The 16004-nt window shown below is 72.1% G+C and carries 15 protein-coding genes; 8 read left to right on the top strand and 7 right to left on the bottom strand.

From position 1 onward, the window contains the following. Nucleotides 1–147 precede the first annotated feature (147 nt). Together AC07DC_RS25920 and AC07DC_RS25925 are read left to right on the top strand one after the other, a co-directional pair. Complete coding sequence (locus tag AC07DC_RS25920; RefSeq protein WP_478916883.1) at nucleotides 148–957, top strand: NAD-dependent epimerase/dehydratase family protein; 810 nt, start codon at nucleotides 148–150, stop codon at nucleotides 955–957. 98 nt (nucleotides 958–1055) lie between these two features. Continuing rightward, nucleotides 1056–2282, top strand: a complete 1227-nt coding sequence (locus tag AC07DC_RS25925; protein ID WP_478917116.1) for a TerD family protein — start codon at nucleotides 1056–1058, stop codon at nucleotides 2280–2282. 53 nt (nucleotides 2283–2335) lie between these two features. Here the strand turns inward: AC07DC_RS25925 and AC07DC_RS25930 are convergent, their stop codons facing one another. Both AC07DC_RS25930 and AC07DC_RS25935 read right to left on the bottom strand, forming a co-directional pair. Further along, complete coding sequence (locus AC07DC_RS25930; protein ID WP_478916884.1) at nucleotides 2336–3796, bottom strand: alkaline phosphatase PhoX; 1461 nt, start codon at nucleotides 3794–3796, stop codon at nucleotides 2336–2338. Between the two features lie 260 nt (nucleotides 3797–4056). Next, nucleotides 4057–5565, bottom strand: a complete 1509-nt coding sequence (locus tag AC07DC_RS25935; protein WP_478916885.1) for a hypothetical protein — start codon at nucleotides 5563–5565, stop codon at nucleotides 4057–4059. 269 nt (nucleotides 5566–5834) lie between these two features. Between AC07DC_RS25935 and AC07DC_RS25940 the strand changes: the two genes are divergently transcribed. The 3 genes from AC07DC_RS25940 (at nucleotide 5835) to AC07DC_RS25950 (ending at nucleotide 9418) form a co-directional block, all read left to right on the top strand. Next, on the top strand, nucleotides 5835–7667 hold the full coding sequence (locus AC07DC_RS25940) for an endonuclease/exonuclease/phosphatase family protein (protein WP_478916886.1): 1833 nt from the start codon (nucleotides 5835–5837) through the stop codon (nucleotides 7665–7667). A 136-nt stretch (nucleotides 7668–7803) separates the two neighbouring features. Beyond that, a complete protein-coding gene (locus tag AC07DC_RS25945; RefSeq protein ID WP_478916887.1) occupies nucleotides 7804–9072 on the top strand; it encodes a hypothetical protein in 1269 nt (422 codons plus the stop codon). A 112-nt stretch (nucleotides 9073–9184) separates the two neighbouring features. Next, complete coding sequence (locus tag AC07DC_RS25950; protein WP_478916888.1) at nucleotides 9185–9418, top strand: PNPOx family protein; 234 nt, start codon at nucleotides 9185–9187, stop codon at nucleotides 9416–9418. A 77-nt stretch (nucleotides 9419–9495) separates the two neighbouring features. Here the strand turns inward: AC07DC_RS25950 and dapD are convergent, their stop codons facing one another. Together dapD and AC07DC_RS25960 are read right to left on the bottom strand one after the other, a co-directional pair. Beyond that, the gene (gene dapD / locus AC07DC_RS25955) at nucleotides 9496–10494 is read right to left on the bottom strand and encodes a 2,3,4,5-tetrahydropyridine-2,6-dicarboxylate N-succinyltransferase (RefSeq protein WP_478916889.1); all 999 of its coding nucleotides are present in this window, start codon (nucleotides 10492–10494) and stop codon (nucleotides 9496–9498) included. A gap of 143 nt (nucleotides 10495–10637) precedes the next feature. Continuing rightward, on the bottom strand, nucleotides 10638–11918 hold the full coding sequence (locus tag AC07DC_RS25960) for an MFS transporter (protein WP_478916890.1): 1281 nt from the start codon (nucleotides 11916–11918) through the stop codon (nucleotides 10638–10640). Nucleotides 11919–12025: 107 nt separating this feature from the next. Between AC07DC_RS25960 and AC07DC_RS25965 the strand changes: the two genes are divergently transcribed. From AC07DC_RS25965 to AC07DC_RS25975, 3 genes are all read left to right on the top strand, one after another. After that, nucleotides 12026–12916, top strand: a complete 891-nt coding sequence (locus tag AC07DC_RS25965) for a winged helix-turn-helix transcriptional regulator (protein ID WP_478916891.1) — start codon at nucleotides 12026–12028, stop codon at nucleotides 12914–12916. 121 nt (nucleotides 12917–13037) lie between these two features. After that, entirely contained in the window at nucleotides 13038–13412 is a 375-nt protein-coding gene (locus AC07DC_RS25970) for a type II toxin-antitoxin system RelE/ParE family toxin (protein ID WP_478916892.1), read from the top strand. After that, entirely contained in the window at nucleotides 13409–13720 is a 312-nt protein-coding gene (locus AC07DC_RS25975; protein WP_478916893.1) for a helix-turn-helix domain-containing protein, read from the top strand. The genes AC07DC_RS25970 and AC07DC_RS25975 overlap by 4 nt, the downstream gene beginning before the upstream one ends. 19 nt (nucleotides 13721–13739) lie before the next feature. Here the strand turns inward: AC07DC_RS25975 and AC07DC_RS25980 are convergent, their stop codons facing one another. From AC07DC_RS25980 to AC07DC_RS25990, 3 genes are read right to left on the bottom strand one after another with little or no spacing between them, the layout of a single operon-like run. Beyond that, a complete protein-coding gene (locus tag AC07DC_RS25980; protein ID WP_478916894.1) occupies nucleotides 13740–14300 on the bottom strand; it encodes a TetR/AcrR family transcriptional regulator in 561 nt (186 codons plus the stop codon). Beyond that, a complete protein-coding gene (locus tag AC07DC_RS25985; RefSeq protein ID WP_478916895.1) occupies nucleotides 14300–14620 on the bottom strand; it encodes a DMT family transporter in 321 nt (106 codons plus the stop codon). The genes AC07DC_RS25980 and AC07DC_RS25985 overlap by 1 nt, the downstream gene beginning before the upstream one ends. Nucleotides 14621–14678: 58 nt before the next feature. After that, a complete protein-coding gene (locus AC07DC_RS25990) occupies nucleotides 14679–15995 on the bottom strand; it encodes a hypothetical protein (RefSeq protein WP_478917117.1) in 1317 nt (438 codons plus the stop codon). Nucleotides 15996–16004 lie beyond the last annotated feature (9 nt).

Here is a 16004-nt window from a genome sequence, read left to right on the forward strand (position 1 = left end):
GCTCTTCTGATTCACGTCCATATTCGTGAACGCTGCCACGCTAAGCGAGTCCAGCCGCGCCGGTCAAGCGAACGGGCGTGCCTTGACGGTGCCGTGGGTGCTCTTTAGCCTGTCCATAGATATGAATGATGTCCATGGAGGAGAACGATGCCCGCTCCCCGCACCATCCTGCTCACCGGCGCCGCAGGCGGCGTGGGCACCCTGATGCGCGAACTGCTGCCCGCGTACGGCTACGAGCTCCGCCTGCTGGACGTCCGGCCCGTAGAAGGGGCACCGGACGCCATCACGGCCGATCTCACGGACGCCGACGCGCTGCGCGAGGCGGTCCGGGGCGTCGACGCGATCATCCACCTCGCGGGCATCTCGCTGGAAGCCCCGTTCGAGAAGATCCTCCGTTCCAACATCGAAGGGACCTACCACCTCTACGAGGCGGCGCGCCAGGAAGGCGTACGGCGCGTCGTGTTCGCCTCCAGCAACCACGCGGTCGGCTTCACCCCGCGCCCCACCGGCGACGACCCGCTGATCCCCATCGACACCCCGCACCGCCCGGACACCTTCTACGGGCTGTCCAAGTGCTTCGGCGAGGACCTCGCGTCCCTCTACTGGGACCTGCACGGTCTGGAGACGGTCTCGCTGCGCATCGGCTCCTGCTTCCGCGAGCCGACCTCCGTGCGGATGCTGTCGGTCTGGATGAGCCCGGCCGACTGCGCCCGGCTGCTGCACGCCGCGCTCACCGCCGAGGACGTACGGCACACCGTCGCCTACGGCAGTTCGGCGAACACCCGCCTCTGGTGGGACCTGACGACCGCCCGCACCCTCGGTTACGAGCCGCAGGACGACTCCGAGCCCTACGCCGCCGCCCTCATCGCCGAGCAGGGCGAACTCGACCCGGCCAACCCCGACCACGCCCACCTGGGCGGCCCCTTCTGCACCGATCCACCCATCTGGCCGTACTGACCTCGGCGGGAGGCGCGCGGGGCTGGGCCATTCTCCTTAGGTGACGCAAGGTAATGGAACCGCAAAGCCGGGTCGATCGTTACCGGTGCATGACCGCAATGACACCCGGCTCGAATGTCCCGCTCTCCGTACCGCGCGTCGCGGTGGACGTCACCGCACCCGTGCGGCTCGACGTCTCGGGCCTGCTGCTCACCGCCGACGGCAAGGTGCGCTCGGACGACGACTTCGTCTTCTACAACCAGCCGTCCGGTCCGGGCGTGACCCACCAGTCCGGGCGTGGCACGGGACCCGACTCGATCACCGTGGACACCGGCACCGTGCCCGACGGCATCGAGAAGATCGTCGTGACGGCGAGCCTGGACGCGGCGGGTGCCACCTTCGCCGGCACCGAACCGACGGCCACGGTCCGGAACGCGGACAGCGGCAGCGTCATCGCCACGTTCACCCCGCCCCGGCTGGGCTCGGAGACCGCGCTCGTGGTCGCCGAGGTCTACCGGCGCGGCGGCGCGTGGAAGGTGCGCGCGGTCGGCCAGGGGTACTCCAACGGGCTGTCCGGGATCGCCACCGACTTCGGGGTGAGCGTCGAGGAGCCCGCCGCCGCGCCGGCCGCCGTCCCGCAGCCGCCCGTGGCCCCCCAGGCGCCGCCCGCTCCCCCGCAGGGCTTCGGCCCGCCGCCCGTCATGCCCACCTCCCTGCCGCCGCAGCCCCCCGCCGCGCCCGCTCCGCCGGCCGCCCCGGCCGCGCCCGCGAAGATCAACCTGGACAAGGGCCGGGTCAGCCTCACGAAGAACCAGTCCGTCTCGCTGGTCAAGGGTGGCAAGCCGCTGATGTCCTCGGTGCGGCTGGGCCTCGGCTGGGAGCCCGCCGCCGGCGGCCGGTCCATCGACCTGGACGCGTCGGTCATCGCGTACGGCCCGACCCGCAACCACATCGAGACCTGCTACTTCGGCCGGCTCAGCATCATCAACGGCGCCATCCAGCACTCCGGCGACAACCTCACCGGCGCGGGTGCGGGCGACGACGAGACGATCACCGTCCACCTCGGCGGGCTGCCGCCCGAGGTCACCGGCCTCGTCTTCACCGTCAACTCCTACTCCGGGCAGAAGTTCAACAAGGTCGCCAAGGCGTACTGCCGGCTCCTGGACGGCGCCACCGGCGAGGAAATGGTGCGCTTCGACCTGACGAACGGCGAGGCCCGCACCGGCGTCCTGATGTGCAAGATGGTCAAGCAGTTCTCCGGCGAGTGGGAGATGACCGCCCTGGGCGACTTCATCGACTCCCGCAGCGCCAAGGGAATGGTGAAGCCGGCCGCCGCGGCGCTCTAGCCACGACGGCCGGCCCGTCCGGGCGGTAGCCCGGACCCGCGTCGATCAGCCGGTCAGCAGTGCTTCTGCCGCCGCCAGGGGCCGGTGATCGCGAGCATGATCCCCGGCTCCTGGATGTTGGCGAACAACGTGTGCCCGTCGGGCGAGAACGTCACCCCGGTGAACTCGCTGTACGCCGGCTCCACGTCGGTGCCGATGTTCAGCTCGTTGCGGGCGATCGGGTAGGTCCGGCCGTCGTCCAGCGCGCCGAAGAGGTGCTGGATGCCTTCGCCGTCCTCGGCGATGACCAGGCCGCCGTAGGGCGAGACCGTGATGTTGTCCGGGCCGTCGAACGGGCCGTCGGCGCCCGGGTCGGCGTTGACGCCGAGCAGCACCTTGAGGGTCAGCGTGCGGCGCTTCGGGTCGTAGAACCAGACCGCGCCGTCGTGGTGGACCGGGCTCTCGTCACGGGCGAAGGACGAGACGATGTAGGTGCCGCCGTCACCCCACCACATGCCCTCCAGCTTGCGGGCCCGGGTGACCTCGCCCGCCGCGAACTGCTTGCGCACCGAGACGGTCTTCGCGTCCCGGTCCGGGACGTCGACCCAGTCCACGCCGTAGACCGTGCCGGTCTTCGTGGCCCGCGACAGGTCGTCGACGAACTTGCCGCCGGAGTCGAAGCACTTGAAGGCCTGCAGCACGCCGGCGGTGTCGCCGAGCGAGTCCAGGTGCCCGCGGCCGTGGTGGAAGCCGGCCGGCGGCGTCCAGCGGTAGAGCAGCCCGTTGGGGCCGGATGCGTCCTCGGTCAGGTACAGGTGGCCTCGCTTGGGGTCGACGACGACCGCTTCGTGCGCGTACCGGCCCAGGGCCTTGATCGGCTTCGGGTCGCGGTTGGCCCTGCGGCTGTACGGGTCGACCTCGAAGACGTAGCCGTGGTCCTTGGTCATGCCGTTCTGGCCGGCCTTGTCCTCGGTCTCCTCGCAGGTCAGCCAGGTGCCCCAGGGAGTCGCGCCGCCCGCGCAGTTGGTGGAGGTACCGGCGATGCCGACCCACTCGGCCACGTGGCCGCCGTGCTTGGCGACCTCGACGACGGTGCAGCCGCCGGCTGCCGCCGGATCGTAGACCAGGCCCTCGGTGAGCGGCACCGGGTGCGGCCAGTCGGCCCGCTTGCCGCGCAGCTCATGGTTGTTGACGAGCAGCGTCGCACCGCGCACGCCCTCGAAGGTGGCCGTGCCGTCGTGGTTGGACGGGGTGGACTCACCGGTCTCCAGCGTGGTGACGCCGGTGCGGGTGATGACCCGGTACGAGAAGCCCGCGGGCAGCCCGAGCAGGCCCTGCGGGTCCTCGACGATCGGGCCGTAGCCGAGCTCGGGCGCGTGGTGGCCGGCGGCCGCCGACTTGGCGGCGGTCGTGGCCGGGGTGTCCGCGGCGAGCGCGCCCGGGGCGGTGGCGAGTACGTCGACGGCACCGGCCAGGGCTACACCGGCACCGGTGATCGCCGTGCGCTGAACGAAGTCTCTTCGGGTGAGCGGCACTCTGGGCTCCTTCTGTCGCGGGCTGCGGCGGTTACGCTCCTGCCCCGACAAGAACGCCAGGTGAACTGCGTCCGGCCACCGGCGGGCCACGTACGGATGAGCTCGACAACGTGACCGGATCGGGCTCCTCCGGCCCGCCGGACACAGGCGCGGCGCGCCCCACCCCCGGTATATCGGCGCCCGCCCCTCGGTACAACGGCGCCTCACCGCCCGGTGCGACGCCGTGCGGTCCGCGACGGCGCCTCACCGCCCGCGCGGCATCAGCTGTCGCTGCCGGCCTTCGAACGGGCCTTGAACGCGGCCTTGCGGGCGGCCTTGGCGACCGCCTTGTCGGGGTGCAGCCGCCCCATCGCCTCCAGGACGTCCGAGGTGGCCGGGTGGTCGACCCGCCACACCGCCTCGAAGAAGCCGTCGTGCTGCGCGACGAGGCCGGTCACGAGTTCGGCGAGCAGCTCGGGGCCCTGGTCGGAGTCGAGCTGCGCGGCGAGGGTGTCGACGGTCAGCCAGAACACCATCGCCTCGTCCGGCGCCGGAACGTCCTGGGCTCCGCGTTCGGTGAGCCACACCCGGGCCAGTCCCCCGAGTTGGCGGTTGTCGAGCACCTCGCGCAGCGCGGGTTCGGCCTCGGGGCCGAGCAGGCTGAGGGTCTGCTGGCACATCAGCCGGCGGCCGGGCGCGCCCAGGTCGTCGCCGATGGACGCCGCCAGAAGCTCCCGCGCCGCGGCGTCGGGCTTGCGGTCGCTGAGCCACAGCTCGGCCTCGGCGCGGGCCGCCCGGTCCGGGTAGTCGGTCAGCGCGTCCAGGAGCACGGCCGCGGTCCGGTCGGCGAGGTCGCCGGTGGCGGGGGCGTGCGCGCCCGCGTCGAGCAGCCGGGCGCGGACGCCGAACACGCCGAGCGGGGTGAGCCGGACCAGGCCGTAGCGGGAGATCTCCTCCGGGTCGAGTGCGGCCGTGAGGGCTTCCTCGCCCGCGGGGCTCCCGTCCTCGTCCGTCTCCTCGATGAGCGCGTCGTCGACCGGCTGGTACTCGATCAGGCCGGTGGGGGCGAGCAGCCGGAAGTGGTCGTCCAGCCGCATCATCACCTCGGTGACCTCTTCGAGGACGGCGTCCGTCGGCTCGTCCATGTCCTCGGGGACGACGAGCGAGGCGGCCAGGACGGGCAGCGGTACGGCTTCCTCACCGGTCTCCTCCATCGCGCTGTACGCGTAGAGGTTGGCGAGCGCCGCGTCGAGGAACTCGGCCTCCTCCTCCGGGTCCCAGTCCAGGGCGTCGAGGTCCAGTACGCCGTCGTCGTCCTGGCCGTCGCCGCCGATCGCCGCGCGCAGTCCTTCGAAGTCCGGTGAGGCGGCCTCGGCGAGGGCGGTCTCGGCGGTGGCCAGCCACACCTCCAGGACGTCCTGCGGCTCGCCGGCGGTCAGCTGTGCCAGCGCCTCGCCGGGCAGCACCGTGCCCGCGGGCTCGCCGGGCTCCGTGGCCTCGCCCGCGGCCTCGTCGATCGCCAGTTCGACCAGGCCGGTGTCGATGGCGATGCCCCAGGCCTGTGAGGTCTCGGCCAGGCCGTCCTGGTCGGCGGTGAGACCGAGCTCGGCTGCGGCGCGCAGCCCGTGATCCTCTGTCAGCTCGCCCATGACGTCGACCCGGGCGTCGGGACCCGCCCAACGGGCCAGCCGGACCGCGCGCTCCAGCAGCGGCACAGCGAGCGCGAGCCGCGCCAGCTCGTCCTCGGGAAGCAGCCGCACGGGCGGCAGGGCGAGGCGGTCAGCGGCCATGGCGGGGTTCTCCTCAACAGCGGTGGGGGGTGACTGCGCCGCGCCAGTGGGGCGGCGCGAACCCAGCCTAGACGCGTCGGCAGCCGGTACGTCCGGTTCATCTCCCCGTCAGGGTTCGTTCGTCTTTCGTCCCTTGTCCGGCTCTTGACAACACACACGCCGTACAAGGAAATTGACGCGCGTAGATCTAACAACTGAAGAGCTGTGAACCGGAGTCCGTCGATCTCAGATCAGTGACGCGCTCGCCCGTATCCCTCACGGAGGCCACGTTGACCACCCCTCGCTCCATCGGCGCCATCGCCACCGCCGCGCTCGCGGCCGGACTGCTCGCCATGCCGCAGTCCGCGACCGCGAACACGACCGCCGCCGATGGCGTGCGCATCCACGATCTCCAGGGCGCCACCCGGCTGTCCCCGCTCTCCGGCCAGGCCGTGACCGCCGTCCCCGGCATAGTCACCGGTGTCCGCGCCTACGGCTCCTCCAAGGGCTTCTGGATGCAGGACCCGACGCCGGACGCGGACCCGGCCACCAGCGAGGGCGTCTTCGTCTTCACCAGCTCCAACCCCACGGTGGCGGTCGGTGACTCGGTGACGGTCTCCGGCACGGTCAGCGAGTACTACCCGGGCGGCAAGACCATCGGCGACCAGTCCGTCACCGAGATCACCAAGCCGGTGGTGACCGTCGTCTCCTCCGGCAACGCGCTGCCCGCCCCGGTGGTCCTGAACAGCACCGTCGTCCCCGCCGCGTACGCCCCGGCCGGCGACGCGGCGGCCGCCAACAGCATTGAGGCGCTGCCGCTGCGGCCCGCGACGTACGCCCTGGACCTGTACGAGTCCCTGGAGGGCATGAACGTCCAGGTCGCCGACACCCGCGTGGTCGGCGCCACCGACCCGTACTCCGAGCTGTGGGTGACGGTCAGACCCCAGGAGAACCCGACCCCGCGCGGCGGCACCGTCTACGGCTCCTACGCGAACCAGAACTCCGGCCGGCTGCAGATCCAGTCGCTGATCCCGACGGCCCAGCAGCCCTTCCCGACCGCCAACGTCGGCGATGTGCTCACCGGCACCACCGAAGGCCCGCTGGACTTCAACCAGTTCGGCGGCTACACCCTCACCGCCCGCACCATCGGCACGGTCACCTCAAGCGGTCTGCAGCAGGAGACGACGCGCAAGCAGAAGAAGGACGAGCTGGCGGTCGCGACGTACAACGTCGAGAACCTCGACCCGTCCGACCCGCAGACCAAGTTCGACCGGCTCGCCGCGGGCGTCGTCACGCACCTCGCCTCGCCCGACATCGTCGCCCTGGAGGAGATCCAGGACAACAACGGCGCCGTCAACGACGGTACGGTCGCCGCCGACCAGACACTGAACAAGTTCATCGACGCGATCGTCGCCGCCGGCGGCCCGCGCTACGAGTGGCGTTCCATCGACCCGACGAACGGGACCGACGGCGGCGAGCCCGGCGGCAACATCCGCCAGGCGTTCCTCTACAACCCGGCGCGGGTCTCCTTCACCGACCGGCCCGGCGGCAACGCCACCACCCCCGTCTGGGTCTCCAGCATCCACGGCAAGGCCGCGCTCAGCGTCTCCCCCGGCCGTATCGCCCCCGGTGACAGCGCCTGGGCCGACAGCCGCAAGCCGCTCGCCGGCGAGTTCACCTTCCGCGGCAAGCCCGTCATCGTCATCGCCAACCACTTCGCCTCCAAGGGCGGCGACAGCCCGCTGACCAGCCGCACCCAGCCGGTGGTGCGCAGCTCCGAGACGAAGCGGCTGCAGCAGTCGGTCCAGGTCAACACCTTCGTGCGGCAGATCCAGGCGGTCCAGAAGGACGCCCGTGTCATCGTGCTCGGCGACATCAACGACTACGAGTTCTCGGCCGCCGGCCTGCGGCTCACCGAAGGTCGCGCGCTGAAGGACCTCGTCCTGTCGCTGTGTCCCAGCGAGCGCTACTCCTACGTCTTCCAGGGCAACTCGCAGGTCCTGGACCACATCCTCGTCAGCCCCTCCCTCGGCTCGCCCGACTACGACGTCGTCCACATCAACTCCGAGTTCGCCGACCAGGCGAGCGACCACGACCCGCAGGTCGTCCGCGTCCGCCCGTAACGGTACGAAGTACGGGGCGCCCGCCGGTGCGGCGGGCGGCCCGTACTGCCCCCATCTCTTCTCGGACACCGTCCTGACAGCTGCTCGGCCGGGCCGGTAGCCTGGCCGCCGGCAACGACCTGGAGGTCTCCCGCTCGTGACGGTCTCCCTCGAATCCATCACGGGGGTGCGGCAGGCGATCACCGTCGTCCTTCCGGTGCTGTTGCCGGCCGATCCGCCGTGGGAAGCCGGCCCGTACCCGTTCGAACTGGGCGAGCGGCGCAGCAACGCCGCGAGCCGGCAGACGTACTTCACCCCGTCCGCGGCCCGTGCGCTCTACGACCGCCGTTGGCACCGGACCGCCGACATCGCGCACGGCCCGCTGCGCCTGCACGCCGTGGAGCTGCTGCGCAGCGATGCGGCCAGCCTCCAACAGGCCGTCGCCGTACTGCACTTCACGGTCGACGGCCCGCATCTGCTGTCCACGCTGCGGGCGATCGGCCACCGGCACACCGCGGGCCCCGATCCGCTCGACGGGCCGCTGGCCCCCGCCGCGCTGCTGGAGGGCGTGGCCGACACCACGTCGCCGGCCGGGCCCTTCGCCATCGCCCGCCCGTACACGATCGCCTTCCTCACCCCGGACGCGACCCACACCCCGGCCCTGCGGGAGGCCGACGGCGACCTGGGACCCGGGCCGGTACCCGCGTCCGCGGACCGCTGGCTGTGGTGGCTCGCCTCCCGCTCCACCGACAGCGACTTCCCCACGGCGTCGGAACACCTCGACGAGGCCCGGCGGGAGACCGTCCGGATCTCCGCGGACTGGAGCGCCCTCGTGCTGCGGCACGGCGCCGCGTTCCTCGGCCACCGCCCCGACCGGGGCGGCACCGCCGACTTCTACGCCTTCGCCGCCCTGCAGGCCCGCACCGTCTACCTGGACGCGCTGCTCCTGGGCACCGCGCAGCGCGACCACATCAACGAGATCACCGACCAGCTCTCCGCCGTCTTCCAGGGCCCGCGCCTCGCCCGCCGGGTGGCCGCACTCGAACAGCGCATCGCCGTCTTCCGCAGCACCTACTGGCGGCAGCACCTCACCGCCCACGGCCCGGCCAACGCCCTGCTGCAGGCGTTCCAGTCGCAGCACCGGCTGCCGGAGAGGTTCGCCGAGATCGTCACCGAGGCCGCCGACCACGCCCGCCTCGTCCAGACCCAGGAGAGCCAGCAGATCGCGGGCGCCCTGGGTCTGCTGACCATCCTCGGCCTGCCGCTGGGCACCGCGCTGAGCATCCTCCAGGTCCTCGGCGACCAGTCCCCCGCCCACCTCCTCCTGGCCCTCGGCGCGTCGACGGCCGCCACCGCGGCCGCCCTCACCACCCGCTACGGGCGGCTGGTGCTCTCCTCCCTGGGCGGGATACGGCGGGGCCGCTAGGGCCGGTGGGCCCCGTGGGGCGGGGCTAGCCGCTGGGGCCAATCCGTCCGTCCGACCCTCTGTCCGGCCGATCACGAACGCGGTCCGGCGTGACGCCCCGTTCTTCGACGACATGATCGTGAAGGGCCACCGCCCGCAGTTCACGCTCGTCGTCGACATCGAGGACGTCATCTACCACTGCTCGAAGGCGCTGCTGCCCTCCGCGCTCTGGAAGCACGAGGCCTGGAACCCCGACGCGGCGCCGTCCCGCGCCCGGATCTCGAAGAGCCTCGAACGCAAGGACGAGGCGCTGGCGGACCTGGAGGTCTACTACGGCTCCGGGTACGCCGACAACATCTACAACTGACGATCCACAGCTGATGCGGCATGCGGAACGGCCGGCCCCCAAGGTGAGGGGGCCGGCCGTTCGGCTGTTCCGGTACGTCAGTTGTGGCTGTGCAGGAGCTCGTTGAGGCCGCCCCACGAGCCGGTGCGCTGGAGGACCTCCACCGTGCCGGTGGTGGAGTTGCGGCGGAACAGGAGGTTGTCGGCGCCGGAGAGCTCCAGGGCCTTGACGATCCGGCCGTCCGGCAGCGTGACGCGGGTGCCGGCCGTGACGTAGAGGCCGGCCTCGACGATGCAGTCGTCGCCGAGCGCGATGCCGATGCCCGACTCGGCGCCGAGCAGGCAGCGCTCGCCGATGGAGACGACCTGCTTGCCGCCGCCGGAGAGGGTGCCCATGATCGACGCGCCGCCGCCGATGTCGGAACCGTCACCGATGACGACGCCCTGGGAGATCCGGCCCTCGACCATGGAGGTGCCGAGCGTTCCGGCGTTGAAGTTGCAGAAGCCCTCGTGCATGACGGTGGTGCCGGCGGCGAGGTGCGCGCCGAGGCGGACCCGGTCGGCGTCGGCGATACGGACACCGGCGGGCGCGACGTAGTCCGTCATGCGGGGGAACTTGTCGACACCGTAGACGGACAGGTGCAGGCCATCACCGCGGGCGGCGAGGCGCGCGGCGTTGATCCCGGCGACCGGTACCGGGCCGAGGGAGGTCCAGGCGACGTTGGCGAGCAGCCCGAACAGGCCGTCCAGGTTCTGCGCGTTGGGGCGCACCAGCCGGTGGCTGAGCAGGTGCAGGCGCAGGTAGGCGTCGTGCGCGTCGAGCGGCTTGTCGTCCGTCGAGGCGATGACGGTACGTACGGCGACGACCTCCACCCCGCGGCGCGGGTCCGGTCCGAGCGCCTTCGGCGCGGCGGCGCCCAGCAGCTCGGCGGCGCGCTCTGCGGTCAGCCGCTCGGTGCCGGCCGGACCGGGGTCGGCGACGAGCTCGGGGGCGGGGTACCAGGTGTCCAGGACCGTGCCGTCATCGGCGATGGTGGCAAGGCCGGCGGCAACGGCGCCGGTGGAGCGGTTAACGGTCGAAGCGGTCGTGTCAGTCATGCCTCGCACGCTAGCCGCTGGTCACGCCCGATGCCCAACCGGCCCGGCATGCGGAATGCGGTTTCCGCGCGGCGGGTGGACGGGACGGGCCCGGGACGTCACGCCCGGGGCGCCGTACCTGGGGCATCGCGCCGGGCGGGAGGTCAGCTCTCGATCCCGCTCCGGACCTGAGCGGGCTCCGGCACGGGCGACGACACAGGGGCCAGGGTCTGGGTCGCAGGCGCCTGCGCCCGCAGCCGCCGCTCGCGCTCCCCCGCCGCCAGCACCGCTGCCCCGGCCACCGCGGCGAGCGCCGCGCACACCGGCCAGAGCAGCCCCGGCGCCGCCGAGTACAGCGCGCCGCCGAGCGGCGGGCCCAGGACGGAACCGCTGATCGATGCGCCCGCGTACAGGCTCTGGAAGCGGCCCTGGAGGTGCGCCGGCGAGCTGTCGGCGACATAGGCCGAGGCGGGGGTCTTGTAGAGGATCTCGCCTCCGGTGACCAGCAGCATCATGATCACGGCGGTCGCGATGTACGCGCCGGCGGCGAGACCGCCGAAGCCGGCCCCGACGAGGAGGAGCCCGGCGCCGACGATCCGCAGCGGCGCGCGCCTGCGCAGCCCGACGGCGGCGGGGATCTCCAGGCAGAGGATCAGCCCGCCGTTGAGGGCGAGCAGCCAGCCGTAGACGCCGGTGCCGATGCCGTGGTCGGAGAGGAAGACCGGCAGGATCGAGTACTGCTGCCGGTAGACGGTGTCGACGACGACGATCGCGACGAGCAGGACGATGACGGCGGGACGGGCGCGCAGCGCCGTCCACAGCCCGGGGGCGCCGACCGGTACCGCGACCCGGCGGCGGCGCTCGCCGTGCTCCGGGAGCACGCGGGCCGCGTAGCCGGCGAAGAGGAGGGTGCCGAGGCCGTCGGCGGCGAAGAGCCAGCCGTACGAGAAGTGCGTGGCGAGCAGGGCGCCCAGCGGCGGGCCCACGGTGAACCCGGCGTTGAGCGCGAAGCGGTTGACGGCGAAGCCCTGCCGGCGCGATCCCTCGGGGACGGAGACCGCGACGAGGGCGGAGTTCGCGGCGCGGACGGTGCCGGTCGCGTACTGGCACACCGGCAGCACCAGGATCAGGGCGGGGGTCGGCAGAACGGGCAGCGCGACGAGGCCGAGGCCGGAGACGAACGCGCCGGCCAGCAGGGTGCGGCGGTGGCCGTAACGGTCCCCGAACCAGCCGCCGGTGAAGCTGCCGGCGACCAGGCCGATACCGCCCGCGCCCGCGATGAGCCCGGCCTGCGGCACGCTGAGCCCGCGCGGCCCGGTCAGGTACACGAAGAGATACACGAAGGTGAAGCTGACGAGCATGTTGACGAACTGCCCCGCGGCCAGCAGCCACACGACCTTCGGCACGTCCCGCATCCCGCCGCCGCCCCGAGCCCCGCTCGCCATGCCGTCTCCCCACCCCAATGAGTTCCTTATGGGAACTGACCATGACAGGATGGGCCGCCACGGTCAACGGCGTATCCGGAAGACACCGGAAGGCAGGGGGGTGTTGCATGGCCCGGCGAACCGACCTCGGTGACACGAACTGCGCCATCGCCCAGGCCCTGGACGTGGTCGGCGACTGGTGGACGCTGCTGATCGTCCGGGACATCGCCCGCGGCGTGCACCGCTTCGACGGGCTGCAGCGCGAGCTCGGCATGTCCCGCAAGGTGCTCGCCGAGCGGCTGAAGCTGCTCGTCGACGCCGGGGTGCTGGGCCGCGAGCCCTACCAGGAGCGGCCGGTCCGGCACGAGTACCGGCTGACGCCGCGCGGCCGGGCGCTGCTGCCCGTGCTCGTCGCGCTCCAGGACTGGGGCGACGCCTGGATCCTCGGAGAGGGCGAAGCTCCCCTGACCACCGCCACTGCGACCGAGGGATCACGCGAAGCCGGGCGCGTCCACGACCTGATCGGCACCCAGGTGCCGCCGCTCACCCTCCCCGGGGCCGACGGCCTGGCCCACGACCCGGTCGCGGAGGCCGCGTTCACCGTCCTGTACTGCTTTCCGGGCGCGTACGCCCAGCGCGAGTCCTACCCTCCCGGGTGGGCGGACATCCCGGGGGCGCCGGGCTGCACCCTCGAATCGTGCACCTACCGCGACCGCCTCGCCGAGTTCACCGCGGCCGGGGCCGTGGTGCACGGCGTCAGTGGCCAACGCCCGGACGAGCAGCGCGCGTTCGCCGCCAAGGAGCGGCTGCGTTTCCCGCTCCTCTCGGACGCGGACCTCACCCTCACCGCCGCGCTCCGCCTCCCCACCTTCCGCGCCGGCGGCACCACCCGCCTCAAACGCCTCACCCTGGTCATCGGCCCCGACCGCGTCATCCACGAGGCGATCTACCCGATCACCGACATCACCCAGAGCATCGACACCGCCCTGGCAGCCGTCCTGACCCACAACCAGAAGTGACCCCGCACACCGCACGACCTCATACGAATGTCCTGATACCGACCTGACAGGGATTCACGCTTTTCAGCGGTACGCGCCGCAGCCTGCCCGGTAGCGGGGATCCGCGCCGTAGCTTCCCTCCATGCCCGACGACTGGGAGATCGAACTCGAACCCGAGGTACGGGATTGGCTGGACACCCTGCCACGCGGGCAGTACAGCGCGGTGGAACGCCATGCGGACCGCCTCGCCGAGCACCCCACCACGTTGGGCGAGCCGTACTCCCGACACCTCGACGGCCCGTTGCGGGAGCTGCGCTTCTTCCTCGGCGCCGGCGCGGTCCGGCTCACCTACTGGTTGGCTCCGGACCGTCGTATCGTGTTACTCACGGTCTTTCGCAGGACCCGGATGCGAGAAGAAGCCCAGGTTCAGCGCGCCCTGTGGGCGCAGAAGGAATGCGAGTCCGGGCATCCCGCGGCCCGTACGACCTATCACCGCACTTTCGAGGAGCTGCCGTGAGCAGGGGCTACCACTCATCGTGGAAGATCCCGGACGAACACCGGGCCGACTCCGCGTACGTCGAGGCCGGTGCCGCCATCGCGCTCGGCCAGGCCGTCTACGACCGGCGTTCCGCGCTGGGTTTGTCCGCGGCGGAACTGGCCCACCGCGCCGGCCTGGTCGAATCCGATGTGGAACGGATCGAGGGTGGCGCGGTGGTGCCGACGCTCGCACTGCTCAGGACGCTGGCGACGGCGCTCGACGCCACGATGGATCTGACCATCGAGCCTGCCGCGACGCACGTCAGCTTCGCCCCGCACGCCGCCTAGAGGCTGTCGGGCCCGTGGGTCAGTTGAGCAGGCGGCCGAACATTTCGCGGGCGTAGGCGCGGTCGTAGGTGCCCCCGGTCAGGAGGACCTGGAGGCAGATGCCGTCCATGAGGGCGATCAGGGCGCGGGCGGTCGCCGGGTCGGTGTGGGCGGCGAGGAGGGTGGTGGCCTGGTCGACCCACTCCGCCGCGATGGGGCGGACCGCCTCTCGGCGCAGCGCGGCGAGGTAGAGGTCATAGTCCAGCTCGATCAGGGTCCGGTCGCCGGAGAGCCACTCCTCCAGCAGCCGGGAGAGCTCGTCCGCGAGAGTGGCCGCCGTGGCCGGTTCGGTCCCGGGTCCGGGGTCCGCGAAGAGCGGGCTGTCCCGGATGGACTGGGCGAAGCCCTCGTTGGACTGGCGGAGCGCGGCGACGAGCAGGTCGTCGAGGGTCGCGAAGTGGTACGTGGTCGAGCCGAGCGGCACATCCGCCTCGGCGGCGACCGAGCGGTGGCTCAGCCCCGCGATACCGCGCTCGCCGACCACCCGGATCGCGGCGTCGATGATGCGCCGGCGCCGGTCGGGGTCGTAGCGGCGGGCCATCAGTGCGACCCGCCGAGGTTGAGCACGATGACGCCCGCGATCACCAGCAGCACCCCGAGGACCTTCGCGGCGTTCGCCGTCTCCCCCATGAAGACCATCCCGATCGCGGCGATGGTCGCGGTGCCGACGCCCGCCCAGATCGCGTACGCGGTGCCGACCTCGATCGTCTTCAACGTCTGTGCGAGCAGCGTGAAGGCGATGACGTAGCCGATGATCGTGATCGCGGACGGCCAGAGCTTGCTGAACCCCTCGCTGTACTTCATCGCGGTGGTTCCGAGTATCTCGGCGAGGATGGCGCCGCCCAGCATGATGTAGCCCATGTGTACAAGCGTACGCAACGATGCGTACGCCCGTACACATAGCGGCCCTTCCGGCGGGTCAGCTCACCGTGAACCAGGTCGCGCGGGACTTCTTCCACTCCGCGTGCGTGAGGTCCTTGGCCTCGGTGCCGTCGCCGTACAGGTCCGCCGAGCCGTCGTCGGTGACGAGCTGCGCGCGGGCGCCCGGCACGGTCAGGTCCGGGACGTCCACGACGGCCTCCCAGCCGCCGGCGTCACTGGTCGGCAACTGCACGCGCTGGACCGGGGCGTGGCCCGGGACGCCGTCCCACGAGTACAGCGCGTACGGGTCGCTGTTGTCGTCGGCGGCCCAGGAGCCGGCCACGATCAGGTACTGGTCGGCGGCGTTCCTGCGGATGTCGCGGATGCTGAGGCCGCCCAGGTCGAGCTCGATCGGGGCGCCGAAGGCGGCCTTCGTGCCGGTGACGACCTTGTCGATGTTGGTGACCGGCACGATCAGCGCCTTGCCGCCCGGGACGGCCGGAGCCAGCGGGGCGCGGAAGCCGATGTAGGCGGTGGTGGTGCTGCCGGGCGCGAACTCCAGGCCCTCGACGTTGAACCCGTCGATCTGCTTGGGCGCCTGGCCCGAGGCGGCGCCGGCCGCGAAGCCGTAGTGGTTGCCGTTGGCCTGGTCCCAGGCGATCAGGTCGGCGCGCAGGTTCTTGTACTTGCCGCCCAGCGCGAGCTGGGTGCTCGCGGCCGAGCCGGTCACCGTCGTGGTGAACAGCGTGGCGCGGTCGGCCTTGATCTCGCCGTCCTTGTTGTTCCCCAGCGAGCCGGTCCAGTAGATCGTGTTCCCGACCCGGGCCGCCGCCTCGATGTCGATCTCCTTGGAGACCCCGAGCGCGGAGCTGAAGTCCCAGGTGCGCACCGGCGCACCGGAGGCGCCGCGGGCGTACAGCCGCAGCGTGTTGGACTCGTCGTCGGCCACGACGGCGTAGCCGCCGCCGACGTCCACCGCGGCCGAGGCGTCGCTCGAACCGCTGAAGTAGCGGGTGTCCGCGGCGAACTGGACCGCCGGCGAGGCCGCGTAGTGCAGCGTCTTCGTCGCGGTCTTGCCGCCGAGACCGGTGACCTTCAGCGTCAGATCGGTGTAGCCGGAGCCGTGCGCGGTCACCGCGACCTGGCGGGCCGAGCCGGTCCCCGTCACCGTCACGTCGCCCGTGCCCGCGATGGCGGACTTGGAGCTGGCGGAGGCGGCCACCGTGAGCGCCGAGGCGTCCGCGCCGCTCTGCGAGACCGTCGCCGTGACCACCGGGTCGCCGGTCGCGCCGACGGCACCCGACAGGTACGCGGCGGAGAGCGTGATGGTCGGCGTGCCGTAGCTCGCGGCGTGGGCGGGAGCGGCGAGGCCCATCGCGCCCAG

The organism is Streptomyces sp. NPDC045021 (genome assembly GCF_056432645.1).